Here is a 12530-nt window from a genome sequence, read left to right on the forward strand (position 1 = left end):
ATTAGGGCTTGTTTAAAAAACGTCAAAGTTGCCTAAATCGATCCAATCGCTTAAACTTTTCTCATGGAAGAGAGAAGATATGAACTGACCTCCAGCGAGTGGAATCGAATCAAGAGAATGCTGCCGCCCGAACACCCGAAATCAGGTCAACGTGGACGCCCGGCAAAATACGATAACCGCAGGATCATCAATGGGATTCTGTGGCTTGCCAGAAGTGGAGCGCCATGGAGAGATCTTCCGGAGCGTTACGGCAAATGGCAGGCAGTTTACGCACGTTTCAGGCTGTGGAAACAGCGGGGAATATTCGAGGCGATCTTTGCCGCCCTAAGCGCTGATGCCGACATGGAAAATCTCTCTATCGACTCCACGTCCTGCAAAGTACATCAAAGTGCCAACGGGAGAGGGAAAACCCCGGAAGGGGGAAAAAAGGGGCTCAAGCGATTGGCATGTCCAGAGGCGGCAGGAATACGAAAATTCATGCGATAGTAGATGGTTTAGGCAATCCGCTGGCGCTCCTGCTCAGTCCCGGCAATGACCACGATTCCCGCTACGCCGTGTCCTTGCTCGGGCAAGCGGAAATCAGAGGGAGCAACGTCATCGGCGATAAGGCTTACGGTTCGCAAGCCATCAGAGAGTACATTACTTCTCGGGAGGGAAGTTACACTATCCCGCCGAAGAGCGATAATCCCGAACCGTGGTTTATAGATGAGCATGTTTACAAGGAACGACACTTGGTTGAATGTTTCTTTCAGAAAATCAAATGGTTCCGTAGAATTTTCACCCGCTATGACAAACTTGACGCTTCGTTTTTCGCTTTTGTTCTTGTTGCTGCCAGTGTTATTTTATTGAAATAATACAAGCTGAAATGTTTTTTAAACAAGCCCTAGTATCACACGATCGTTTCCCAAGACTTCTTTCAGGGCCGTTCCATACAAAAAGCCGCCCCGTTGCCGTACATGGCAACGGGGCGGCTTCGTCTGCCCCGCTTCTTTTACTTCATGAAGCGAAGGACTGTTTCGGCGATGATCGCGGAACCGAGGAACGTCCCCACGAAGACCATCAGCCCGACGAGGATGATCCTCAATCCCTGTTTTTTCAGAAGGTCGATGTCCTTGCCGAGCGCCAGTCCGGCATAGGCCAGGATGGGCGTGCAAAGGCCGACAAAGCCGATCTTGCCGGCGGCCTTGCTGATGAACGCCGCGCCGGGCAGCAGATCGGGGATCGTCACGATGCAACCCAGCGTGGTGATGTAAGCGACCGCGGGCAGACCTTTCCAGGGGATCAGCTTATGGATGATCACGCCGGCCGCGACGATGCCGAGCAGCACCGCCATGCCCAGCAGCGTGTCGGCAAGCGCGACGCCCTGCATCATATTGACGACGACGCTCAGGAACGTATCGATGAGCATGAAAAGGACGAGCTGTACATTAGTCATGGTCGTATACTCCCTTCTTCTGGGCTACTTCTGCGCGCCGGGTTTGCTCGGAGCGTCCTTCACGCCGCACAGGCGGACGAGGAACTCCGTCATGGGCAGACCGATGAAGACCGACATGTACAGGCCGTCCAGACCGGAGAGCATGTTGCTGGAAGCAGCCAGAGCCGTAAGCTCTTCTTTCAGATCGGGGAACATCGCCACAAGCGGCGCCAGAGACGTCGTCATCATACTGGCGCTGCCGGTGCCGCAGGCCATCGCCAGAGCCTGGGGACTGAACCAGGAGATCGTCGAAGCGATGATGGAGCTCATGAAGCTGCAGAACAGAGCGCCGAAGACGGTGCCGGTGATGTACACGCCCATGACGCCCAAGCCTTCGGGAGAGTCGATCCCGTACTTTTCACCGACCAGGGCGACGCTCGACTCGCGCGCGTTGGAGAAGGCGGCGCCGACGGCTTCGCGGCGCAGCCCCAGCAGCACGGCGAAGGGAACGCCCAGCAGGGCGGTGCCGAGGTTGCCGAATTCCTGCAGCAGGAGCGCGGGAGCCGAATGGACGACCTTCCAGAAGCTGGGGCCGACCAGCGTGCCGTAACGGGCCATGAGCAGGAAAAACGTCACGCCGACCAGCGACGAGACCTGCATCATGTCGTCCATCGAGAGGAGCTTCATCTTTGGCAGGCTGATGACCGCGCCCAGAATGAACGAGTAGAACATGGGCACCAGAACCAGCTTGGCCGGGCCGACGTCGAACGTCTTGCCGCCGATAAGCTCGGCGACGACCGACAAGGCGAGCGCCAAGGCGTGGATCTTCCAGTTCCTCAATGCTTTGCCGACAGTTTCCATACAAAAAAGCCTCCTTCTGAAATAGAGAATGTGAAGAGATAAAGCCGAACTTCGACCGAAGGGCACACGCCCCTCGGACACAACCTAATATTCGGAAAAGCGGGCGTCCATCGCCGCGAGATACTGCTCCTTCGTGTAAATGGGCTTGAAGCCGCCGATGATCTCGCGCGCCTTGGCCGCGTCGTCGGCCAGCAACTCGACGACCGTCGCCAGCAGGGCCTTGGCCGAGTCCATCACCGCGGCGTGGAAGTCCGTCACCTTGAACTGCGCGGAATGGAGCGCGCCGACGGAACCGCCCGCCGACGGATGAATGCCGGGCATCAGGTGGCAGATATCGCCCATGTCCGTCGAAGCGGCAAAGTAAGAGCCCGTCAGCACCTTGTCGCGTCCGACCAGAGCCGCGGCGTTTTCGACGAAAAGACGGTTCAGCGGATCGCAAACCGCCAGCGGCATGTCGCCGGGGATGCTGGTAAAATGGAACGTGCAGCCCAGCGCCTCGGCGCCGCTCCTGAAGGCCCGCTCCACCTTGGCGAACACCGAATCGATCACGGCCGCGTCGGCGGCGCGCACGTAGCCTTCGAGGCGCACGTCGTCCGGCACGCTGTTGACCGAATCGCCGCCCTTGGTGATGATGAAGTGGACGCGCACGTGATCGTTGTCGCGGAACGTCTCGCGCAGCGCGTTGACGGCGTTGATGCCGGCGACGGCCGCATACAGCGCGTTGATGCCCTGGTCGGGAGCAGCGGCGGCGTGAGCCTGTTTGCCCTCATAGCGCACCATGAACACGCGGAAGCCGTTGCCGTGATAAGGGACGGAGAACGCCGGCCCTGAGGAGAACTCGCCCGCATGGATCATCATCGCCATGTCCACGTCGTCGAACTCGCCCAGGCGCACGAATTCGGGCTTGCCGCACAGATAAGTGATTTTGCCCTCGTCGCGCATCTTCTTGCGGCGGTCGATCTCGATGAACTCCTCCGCGGGAACGGCCATCAGCGCCACGGAACCGTCGAGCTCCTTCATGACGCCGCTCCTGACCAACGCCGCCGCCGCGGTCAGCACGATTGAAGTCTGAAGATTGTGCCCGCAGCTGTGGGAAGCGCCGTCGACGGGATTGGCCTGCGGATGGTTGCGGCAGACGATGCCGTCCAGCTCGCCGATCAGCGCGATCTTTGGTCCTTCATTCTCGCCGATGTCGGCGCGAAGCCCGGTCAACGCGATGCCTTTCTTCAGTTTCAATCCCAACGCCTCAAGATTTTCGGCGAGTTTGCCGCTGGTGCGCTTTTCGAAAAATCCCAGCTCGGCGTTGGCCGCGATGTCCTCCGCATAGGCGCGGACCGTCGGCTCCGCCGCGTCGACCGCCGCAAAAATCTTTTCCTTCAACGACTCTCTGTCAACCAATCAGAACGCCTCCCTCAAAACATAGAACGTCCATCGGCGCGAAAAAACAAAAGGCCGCGACTTTTTACAGAGGCCGCCTTCACACCGCAGGACACAAAATAACTTCGCTTGCAACGCCTTTCTTCAGAGGCAAATCGAATATAATCTAACGCATTCGTTTTGTCAACTACAAAATTATCAGAAATATAAAAACGAAATTTGCATTATTATGCAGGAAACAGTATTTTCATCCCGACGCCTCGGCGTCCGCCGCGCGCATCGTTTTTTCCCGCGCCGCCGCTCCTTGACGGATAATGCAAATCGGTGTATTCTACCTACGACGCGCGCTCGTAGCTCAATCGGATAGAGTGTTGCCCTCCGGAGGCAAAGGTTGTGGGTTCAAGTCCCGCCGAGCGCGCCATTTTTTTCGAAGAAATTACCCCGTGGTGCAACGGCAGCACAAGGGATTTTGGTTCCCTTGATCCTGGTTCGAATCCAGGCGGGGTAGCCAACAATACCGACCGTATGACGGATTCCGCCAAAGCGTGGACGGCGTCCGTCTTGTCTTTCCGACAAAAACGAGAGCCCAGTCTTCTTTGCAGGACTGGGCTCTCGTTTTTTGTTTGTCGTCCGCGCGGCGGATCGAGGGAAAGAACGCCGGCGGCGAAGAAGGTTCAGCGGAACTTCACGATGGTCACGCCCCAGCCGCCTTCGGAGTGGTCGCCGAGGCGGTACTCGGAGACGTAGGGCAAACGGGCGCAGAGCTGATGCACGAGCTTGCGCAGGATGCCTTCGCCGCGGCCGTGGATGACGGCGACTTCGCCGTACCCGGCACGCATGGCCTGATCGAGATAGCGCTCCACCAGCGGAACGGCTTCGTCGGCCAGCATGCCGCGCACCATGATGGAACTGGGCACGCCTTCGGGACGGCGCACGATGGCGATCTCGTCCGCGCTCTGCCGCGCCTGGGGCGCGGATGTCGGCGTCAACTTCGCCAGCGGCACGGTGATGCGCATGGCGCCGGCCTGCACTTCGGCGTTCTTGCCGTCGATGGCCACGATCTCGCCCTTGACGCTGCTGTCGTTCAGCTTCACGGGCGAGCCGACCGCCAGCCGGGGCGCAGGGGACGTGCGCCGCTCTTCGATGGCATTCTGGCGCACGGCCGAGGTATCGCGGGTCTTGTCGATCTGCGACTTCTGCCGGGCCATCTCGCGGTGTCCGGCCGAGCGCGCCGCGCCCTGCAGCGATTTGAGCAGCGAACGGGCTTTCGCCTCGGCGTCGTCGAGGACTTTCTGCGATTCGCGCTCCGCCTTCAGGATCATTTCGTCCCGTTTCCGTTCGGTCTCGGAACGGCTCTGCTGAAGTTTTTTCCTTTCGGCGTCGAGCCGCTGTTTTTCCTGCGCCAGTTCGCGCGAGAGCTTCTCGACGGCCAGGCGTTTTTCCTGCAGCTGGCCGATCAGGCGCTCGACGTTCAGCTCGTCGGAATTCAGACACTCTTCGGCCCGCTTGACGATGCCGGGCGGCATGCCGTAGCGTTGGGCGATCGCCAGGGCGTTGCTCTGGCCGGGGATGCCGACGAGCAGATGATACGTGGGGCTGAGGGTCTTCATGTCGAAATCGACGCAGGCCGCTTCCACGCCGGGGGTGGTGGTCGCGAAGCGCTTGATCGGATTGTGATGGGTCGTCGCCAGCACGAGAGTCTTGCGGCGCAAGAACTCCTCCAGCACGGCGATGCCCAGGGCCGCGCCTTCCTGCGGATCGGTGCCGGCTCCCAGTTCGTCGAGCAGCGCCAGCGAATCGGCGTCGGCGTTTTCGAGCATCGAAACGATGCGTTTCAGATGGGAACTGAAGGTCGAAAGGCTCTGTTCGATACTCTGCTCGTCGCCGATATCGGCGTAAATCGCGGAGATGCTGCCGACGCTGGAACCGTCGCCGGCCGGCACGGGCAGGCCGCACCAGGCCAGATACACGGCCAGAGCGCACGTTTTCAACGCCACGGTCTTGCCGCCGGTGTTGGGGCCGGTGACAACGAGCGCCCGGAAATCCCGGCCGCAGGAGACGTCGATGGGGACGGCGCGCTCGCCCAGCAGCGGGTGGCGCACGTCGTAAAAGCAGAACTCGGAACGTTTGACCAGTTCGGGCATGCGCCAGCGTTTGAAATGGATCAGGTCGTCCATGCAATAGAACAGGTCGAGCTGCGCCAGCGCCGTTTCCGCTTCGTTCACGGCGTTCCGGCGGTCGAGGAGCATCTTCGTCAGCTCGCCGAAGATGCGGCGCTCTTCCTGGCGCTGCTGCTCCAGCAGCGCCGCGATGCGGTTGTTGGAGACGACCAGAGCGTGCGGTTCCATGTAGACCGAATTGCCCGACGCCGACTTGTCGGTGACGATGCCGGGGAAGCGGTTGATGAAAGCCTGCTTCACCAACACGGCGAAGCGGCCGCTGCGTATCGAAAGCACGCGTTCCTGGAGCATGCCGCTGAAAGGACCGTTCAGAAAGCCGTTGCCCACGGCGCGCGCTTCGCGCCGTTTCTGGTCCAGTTCGGCGCGGATCTCGCGCAGTTTGGGCGAGGCGCCGTCGGCCAGCGAGCCGTCGCTGTTCAAGACCGAAAGCCGTTCGAGCTCGTCCGAAAATTCGCGGATGCGGTCACAAAACCAGACCAGCGCCGGGAACTTCTCTTTCGCCGCCTGCGCGCATTCCTTGACGGCCATGGCCAGCGTCAGCAGAACGCGGACCTTTAGCAGTTCCTCCCCCAGCAGCAGCCCCGTATGGCGCGCCTCGTCCAGCGCTGCGGAGACGACCTGCACCGCCTCGTTCCACGGGAAGTTCCCGCCGCTTTCCGTAAAGCTCAAATAAGCCGCCAGCAGATTCTGGCGGCTTATCAGACTTTTCATGTCGGCGGCAGGCTCTATCCGGACGAGAGCCGCGCGTCCCAGTTCGCTCCTCGCGCCCGCGGCAAGGAGCTCGAGGACGTCGTCGATCTCGAGCGACTGCCGCGCCTCTTCGTTGATTTTCACCTCGGATCACCAACTATACGATCTGTTTCGGGAAAAAAGCGTCGAGAGAGTTTTTGATGTCGGGAAGGACCGCGTTGACGAGCAGCACCGTGCGGCTGTTTCGCAGTTCCACGCCGGGCAGAAAGCGCTCGGCATGCTGCAGCGTCACGACGACGAGGATCACGATCGCCGCGCCCTTGACGCCGCCGACCAGAAAACCGCACAGACGATCCAGCGCCGACAGCGACGCCATCGACAGCAGCGCGCGGAAGAGCTTGCCGACCAGCGCGCAGACGATGCAAACGGCAAAGAAAACAAGCGCGATCGCGATCATCCGGCTCACCGAAGCGTTGAGCAAGCCGAAAAAATTCCTGAGCGCGGCGTCCACCGGATCGGCGTATTTGAAGCCGAAATAAACGCCGCCGATGATGCCGGCCAGGGAAAAGATCTCGCCGGAAAAACCGCGGAAAATCCCCTTGACGGCGAAAAAGACCACGATCAGCAGCATGCAAAGGTCGAATCCGTCCACAAGGGTCATTCCGCGCCTTCTTTCCGCTCGCTCTTCTCCGGCGCGTTGTCGCCGACAGAATAATATTTGCTCAGGAGCAGATCGAGTTTCCCCTCGATCTGCTTCAGTTTGTACGCCATGTACATCCAGCCGAGAACCAGCCGCCGTTCCTGATCGACTTTGGGGTCGAGGGACGCAAACAGTTTCCGGCTGAATTCGACGATTTCGTCAAACTGCTCGGGCTTAAGAGCCGTACGAAGGAGGTAGGTCTTGGTGCCGAGAGTGACTCTTGCCTCCCGGGTGTTATCCTCCATGTTCTTACCGCCTTTCGAAGCCGGCGTCGGGCAGGATGTTTTTCAAGCTCTTGGCGATATCGTCAAGCTTGCTCTCGAGAGCTTCCTTCTCCTTCTGAAGGTTCATCTTCTCCCGCTCGAGCTCCTCGATGGCGCGGTCCTTCTCCTTGAGCGCGCGGATCTTGTCGAGCTCCTTTTCATCCAGCTGCTTCTTCACCTTCGCCAGCTCGTCCTGCAAAGAAGCGTTGGACGCGGCGAACTCGCCGATACGGCCGGAAACGCGCTCCAGAAGCTGATCGAGTTCGGATAAATTGGTCATCGTTTCTTCCTCCTTAGTTTTCTGTATTTCCGCAAGGACCTGTTTCTTATTATCTCAGCTTATAGCCCTTTTGTTCAAGCCCCGAACGAACGCCGTTGTGTTCCTCTTCCACTTCGGCGTCTTTCAGCGTGCGCTCGCCCAGACGGTACGCCATCGAGAAAGCCATGCTGCGGAATCCTTCCGGCACGCCCTGGCCTTCGTAGACGTCGAAAAGGCGCACGGTGCTCAGCAGCGAGCCGGCCGCTTCGCGGATGTCGGCGATCACCTTGTCGGCGGGCACATCCTTGGCAACGAGCATGGAAATGTCGCGGTAGACCGGCGGATAGGCGTTGTTCTTGGCGTAACGCGGCAGCGGCGCGTCCATGAAAGGCTCCACGTCCAGTTCAAAAGCGTACAGCGGCGTGTCAAGATCGAGCTGAGCGGCGATGTCGGGCTTCAGGCACATCAGATAGCCGACGGTCTTGCCGTCGAACAGGATCTCGGCCGTCTGGCCGGCGTGCCCGTCGGCGCGCTGCGCCCGGCGGAACGTCAGCGCGGCGTTGCAGCTTTGGGCCAGCGCTTCCACGTCGCCCTTGACCAGCATGAAATCCTCTTTCGAGGAGGCGTAGAGTGCGCGTTTTTCCTTGCCGCTGAAGGCGACGCCGCCGATGCGCTCCACCTCTTTGACAGCGCCGTTTCCCGGCACGAAGACGCGGCCGAACTCGAAGACGCGGACAGGATCGCGCCAGCCGCCGCGCACCGCTTTGCCGACGCCGTCCAGCAGCCCGGGAAGCAGCGAAGGGCGCATCACCGACATGTCGGCGCTGATCGGGTTGGCCACGACCTTGCATTGGCCGGCCTCGGGATAACGAAGCAGCGTCAGGCTCTCGGGACTGATAAAGCTCAGCGTCACCGCTTCGGTATAGCCGCGGCCGATCGCCACGGAACGGAGCAGGCGCTGCAGCCGCATGGCCGGACTGAGCGCTCCGGCGCGGTGCAGAACGGGGATCGTCGGCTCGATCGCGTCGTAACCGCGGATGCGTCCGACTTCCTCGATCAGGTCCTCTTCGATGGCGATATCGCAGCGGCGTGTCGGCACTTCGTATTCGGCGTTGTCCCGACCGCCGGCCGCTCTTTCGATGCCGAGGCGCTTCAGGATCGCCTCGGCCCCGTTCATGTCGTCCCAGACGAGGATCTTCTTCATCTTTCCCGCCGTCAGAGGCACGCGGGCCGGCCGGATCTCGCCGTTCTGGGCGTAAAGGCTGCGCGAGAAGGCGCGCACGCCGCCCCACCGCTCCATCAGATGCAGCGCGTAGTTCATGGCGGTCTCCGTCAGCAGCGGATCGACGCCGCGGGAATAGCGGAACGAAGCTTCGCTGGGGATGCCGAGGCGGCGCGACGTCTTGCTGACGAAGGGAGCCGCGAAGTTGGCGCTCTCCAGCAGAACGTGTTCCGTCTTGTCGGTGATTTCCGAGTTGAGCCCGCCCATGACGCCGGCCAGCGCCACGCCGACGCCGCTGCTGGAGATGACAAGGTCGGAGGGCAGCAACTTGTGGGTTTTGCCGTCGAGCGTGACGAGTTCCTCGCCGTCTCGGGCGGCGCGCACGCCGATGTTGCGCCCGGGCAGGCTGGCCGCGTCGAAAGCGTGCAGCGGCTGGCCGAGGGCGAGCATCGCGTAGTTGGTGGCGTCGACGATGTTGTTGATGGGGCGCATGCCCGACATGCACAGTCTCACGCCGGCCTGCAACGGCGCCGGCGCGATCCGGACCGAATCGGCCATGCCGAGGCGGTAGGCGCGGCAGCCTTCGCTTTCGAGCGTGATCCCTTCGAACGGCAGCGTCCACTCGCCGTCGTAGCCCGGCTTGGGAACGGCGGGCACGTGCAGATCGCACTGCGGGAACAGCGCGTGGATCTCCAGCGCCGCGCCGAGAACGCTGAGCAGATCGCCGCGGTTCGGCGTCACCGACATGTCGAAGACCGTGTCGTCCAGCCCCAGCCACGCGCCGGCATCGGCGCCGAGCGGCGCGTCCTGCGGCAGGATGAGGATGCCGTACACGTCGGTCAGATCGGGCACGCCCAGTTCCTTGGCCGACGCCATCATGCCGGCGCTGTTGAAACCGTCGAAATCGCGATACTCCAGCTCCATGCCGCCGGCCGTCGACGAGCCGGGCGCGAACCAGGGGATCACGTCGCCCACCTTCACGTTCGGCGCCGCGGTGACGCAGAGCGGATACTCCTTCTCCCCCACGTCCAGGCGGGTCACTTTCAGACCGGATTTGGTCGGATGCTGCGAGCACTCGACGATCTTGGCGATGCGCACGCCCTTGACGGCCGCGCAGGGACGGGCGACCGACTCGATCTCGGTCCCCGTCACCGTCAGCTTCTCGGCGATCTCTTCAAGAGGCGCGCCGAGCGTGATGAAATCTTTCAGCCAGTTGATGGAGAGCAGCATTATTCATGCCTCCCGGAAAGAAGATAGGAAACGTCGCCGTCGAACAGCGCGCGGAGATCCGTCAGTCCGTATTTGAGCATGGCGATGCGGTCGAGCCCCATGCCCCAGGCGAAGCCGTTGTATTTGTCGGGATCGATGCCGCCGTAGCGCAGCACGTTGGGATGGCACATGCCCATGCCGCCGATCTCGAGCCAGCCGGTACCCTTGCAGATCTGGCAGCGAGCGTCGGAACCGCCGCACTTGAAGCACTCGATGTCGACTTCCATCGACGGCTCGGTGAACGGAAAGTAGCTGGCGCGGTAGCGGGCTTTCAGCTTCCTGCCGAAAACGCCGTGGATCATCGCTTCCAGGCAGCCCTTAAGGTCGCCGACGGAAATGGACTTGTCGACAACCAGGCCTTCGACCTGATGGAACATCGGCGAGTGCGTAGGGTCGTTGTCGCGGCGATAGACGCGCCCCGGGCAGGCCACGCGCAGCGGCGCGCCCATGTCGAGCATGGCGTGGATCTCCATGCCGGAAGTATGCGTGCGCAGCAATCGGCCGTCGCCGAAGTAAAACGTGTCCTGCATGTCGCGGGCCGGATGGTGCGGCGGGATGTTCAGCGCTTCGAAGTTGAAGAAATCCGTCTCGATCTCCGGCCCGGTCACGGTCACGAATCCCAGCCCTTCCAGGACTTCCAGCACGTCCATCGTCACCTGCACGACGGGATGCGCGCCGCCGTAGGCCCGGCCGCGGAAGGGCTGCGTAACGTCGACGCGGTCGCGCAGTTCCATCTCGGTCAAGCGACGGCGTTCGAGCGTTTCGATCGCCTCGTCGAGCTGGCTCTGAAACTCGACTTTGGCGCCGTTGATGATCTTGCCCATTTCGGGGCGCTCCTGCGGCGACAGCTTGCCCAGCATTTTCTGCAGGCCCGTCATCGCGCCCTTCTTGCCGAAGACCGCGATCCGGCAGTCGTTCAGCGATTCGAGCGTAGCGCCGTCTTTCAGAACCGACTCGACGACCGCGCGGATTTTCTCTATTTCAAGAGCGATTTCACTGCTCATGATGTTTCCTCCTTGTCCGTTCCCGTCGAGAACTTCCCGTTCTCAGACAGGCCTCATAAAACAGAAGGGCTCCTGTCATTCTGTGACAGGAGCCCTTCGCTCTCTTCATTGAACAGGTTGAAGAGCTCTTCGTCCAACCTTACTTGGCCAACGCCTGACGAGCCTGCTCGGCGATGCCGCGGAAGGCTGCCATGTCGTTGACGGCAAGATCGGCAAGCATCTTGCGGTTCACTTCGATGCCGGCCTTCTTCAGGCCGTTCATGAAGAAACTGTACGACATGCCCTCCATGCGCGCGGCCGCGTTGATGCGGGAGATCCACAGGCGGCGGAAATCCCTCTTCTTGCGGCGGCGGTCCTTGAACATGCTGCTCAGGGCGTGCAGATAGGCTTCGCGGGCGCGGCGGTAATTGTTCTTCTTATGGCCGAAGAATCCCTTGGTGATGGAAAAAAGCTTCTTGTACTTTCTATCGCTGGAACTGGCTGCTTTAACGCGCATCGATCTTCACCTCTGAAATTTTGAACTTATTTGCCGGGCATCATCAGACGCAGCATCTCTTCCTGCCCGTTGGCAAGAAGCCCCGCCTGGCGCAGCCGGCGATGTCTCTTGGCGTTCTTGGTGCTCAGAAGGTGACGACGTCCGTTCTTCTGATACTTGATCTTGCCGTTGCCCGTGTACGAAAAGCGCTTTTTCGCGCCGGAATGAGTCTTTGCTTTCCAGACCATACTGACAACCTCCGTAAAATTCGCTTTCTATTCTTTACCGTCGCCTCTGGCGGAACCAGGAAGCGGCACAAACAACGCTCTCATGTAGCGGCCTTCCATGCGCGGCTCTTCGTCCATCTTGCCGACGGCGGCGCAGTCAGCCGCAACGCGGTTGATGACCTCACGGCCCTTGTCCAAAAACGCCATCTCTCTGCCGCGGAAGAATATGGACACTTTCACGCGGTGCCCGCTTTCGAGGAACTTGATCACGGCTTTCGTCTTGAAATCGTAATCGTGCTCGTCGATCTTGGGACGCATCTTGATCTCCTTGAGCGCCTGCACTTTCTGTTTCTTGCGGGCGTACTTGTCGCGCTTCTGCTGCTGGTAGCGGTACTTGCCAAAATCAAGGATGCGGCACACGGGCAGATTTCCGTCCGGCGCGACCTCCACGAGATCCAGCTCGCGCTCTTCCGCTGCGGCGATTCCTTCAGCCGGAGTCATGACGCCCAGTTTCCTGCCCTCGTTGTCGATCACAAGGACCTGCTCGGCGCTGATCTCTTCGTTCACTCTCGGCTCGTCGGACATTTTT

General features: G+C 60.8%; 13 protein-coding genes and 2 tRNA genes. 3 read left to right on the forward strand and 12 right to left on the reverse strand.

Going from position 1 to position 12530, the window contains the following annotated elements; all coding sequences use genetic code 11:
* Window positions 1–63 precede the first annotated feature (63 nt).
* A protein-coding gene (locus RAH42_RS06345; RefSeq protein ID WP_317540217.1) for an IS5 family transposase occupies window positions 64–854 on the forward strand; the annotation gives its coding sequence in 2 pieces (ribosomal slippage) (window positions 64–432 and window positions 435–854; 789 coding nt in all).
* Between the two features lie 137 nt (window positions 855–991).
* Here RAH42_RS06345 and RAH42_RS06350 read toward each other — a convergent pair.
* The 3 genes from RAH42_RS06350 to RAH42_RS06360 form a co-directional block, all read right to left on the reverse strand.
* Window positions 992–1435 carry a DUF340 domain-containing protein gene (locus tag RAH42_RS06350; RefSeq protein ID WP_078017136.1) on the reverse strand — a complete coding sequence of 148 codons (444 nt, stop codon included), beginning with the start codon at window positions 1433–1435 and terminating at the stop codon, window positions 992–994.
* Between the two features lie 24 nt (window positions 1436–1459).
* Window positions 1460–2275, reverse strand: a complete 816-nt coding sequence (locus tag RAH42_RS06355) for a DUF3100 domain-containing protein (RefSeq protein ID WP_009165591.1) — start codon at window positions 2273–2275, stop codon at window positions 1460–1462.
* A gap of 84 nt (window positions 2276–2359) precedes the next feature.
* On the reverse strand, window positions 2360–3673 hold the full coding sequence (locus tag RAH42_RS06360) for an amidohydrolase (protein WP_317540218.1): 1314 nt from the start codon (window positions 3671–3673) through the stop codon (window positions 2360–2362).
* 323 nt (window positions 3674–3996) lie between these two features.
* On the opposite strand from RAH42_RS06360, the gene RAH42_RS06365 reads away from it, so the two are divergent.
* Window positions 3997–4073: transfer RNA gene (locus RAH42_RS06365), tRNA-Arg, on the forward strand.
* A 16-nt stretch (window positions 4074–4089) separates the two neighbouring features.
* Window positions 4090–4163: transfer RNA gene (locus tag RAH42_RS06370), tRNA-Gln, on the forward strand.
* Window positions 4164–4326: 163 nt separating this feature from the next.
* On the opposite strand, the gene RAH42_RS06375 is transcribed toward RAH42_RS06370, so the two are convergent.
* The 9 genes from RAH42_RS06375 to infC form a co-directional block, all read right to left on the reverse strand.
* Window positions 4327–6666 (reverse strand): Smr/MutS family protein, encoded by a 2340-nt coding sequence (locus RAH42_RS06375; RefSeq protein WP_317540219.1) that lies wholly within the window; start codon window positions 6664–6666, stop codon window positions 4327–4329.
* A gap of 13 nt (window positions 6667–6679) precedes the next feature.
* Complete coding sequence (locus RAH42_RS06380; protein ID WP_317540220.1) at window positions 6680–7183, reverse strand: CvpA family protein; 504 nt, start codon at window positions 7181–7183, stop codon at window positions 6680–6682.
* The gene (locus RAH42_RS06385) at window positions 7180–7467 is read right to left on the reverse strand and encodes a hypothetical protein (protein WP_078016998.1); all 288 of its coding nucleotides are present in this window, start codon (window positions 7465–7467) and stop codon (window positions 7180–7182) included. The genes RAH42_RS06380 and RAH42_RS06385 overlap by 4 nt, the downstream gene beginning before the upstream one ends.
* Before the next feature lie 4 nt (window positions 7468–7471).
* Window positions 7472–7765 carry a hypothetical protein gene (locus RAH42_RS06390; RefSeq protein ID WP_078016997.1) on the reverse strand — a complete coding sequence of 98 codons (294 nt, stop codon included), beginning with the start codon at window positions 7763–7765 and terminating at the stop codon, window positions 7472–7474.
* A gap of 49 nt (window positions 7766–7814) precedes the next feature.
* On the reverse strand, window positions 7815–10196 hold the full coding sequence (pheT, locus tag RAH42_RS06395; protein WP_317540221.1) for a phenylalanine--tRNA ligase subunit beta: 2382 nt from the start codon (window positions 10194–10196) through the stop codon (window positions 7815–7817).
* Entirely contained in the window at window positions 10196–11239 is a 1044-nt protein-coding gene (gene pheS / locus RAH42_RS06400; protein ID WP_317540222.1) for a phenylalanine--tRNA ligase subunit alpha, read from the reverse strand. Before pheS ends, pheT begins: the two co-directional genes overlap by 1 nt.
* A gap of 139 nt (window positions 11240–11378) precedes the next feature.
* Window positions 11379–11735, reverse strand: coding sequence for a 50S ribosomal protein L20 (gene rplT, locus RAH42_RS06405; protein WP_009163740.1), 357 nt, complete (start codon window positions 11733–11735; stop codon window positions 11379–11381).
* A 26-nt stretch (window positions 11736–11761) separates the two neighbouring features.
* Complete coding sequence (gene rpmI, locus RAH42_RS06410) at window positions 11762–11962, reverse strand: 50S ribosomal protein L35 (RefSeq protein WP_078016994.1); 201 nt, start codon at window positions 11960–11962, stop codon at window positions 11762–11764.
* A 27-nt stretch (window positions 11963–11989) separates the two neighbouring features.
* The gene (gene infC, locus RAH42_RS06415) at window positions 11990–12526 is read right to left on the reverse strand and encodes a translation initiation factor IF-3 (RefSeq protein WP_120372986.1); all 537 of its coding nucleotides are present in this window, start codon (window positions 12524–12526) and stop codon (window positions 11990–11992) included.
* Window positions 12527–12530: the final 4 nt, after the last annotated feature.

The sequence above is a fragment of the Pyramidobacter sp. YE332 genome (genome assembly GCF_033060595.1).
In the GTDB taxonomy this organism is placed as follows: domain Bacteria; phylum Synergistota; class Synergistia; order Synergistales; family Dethiosulfovibrionaceae; genus Pyramidobacter.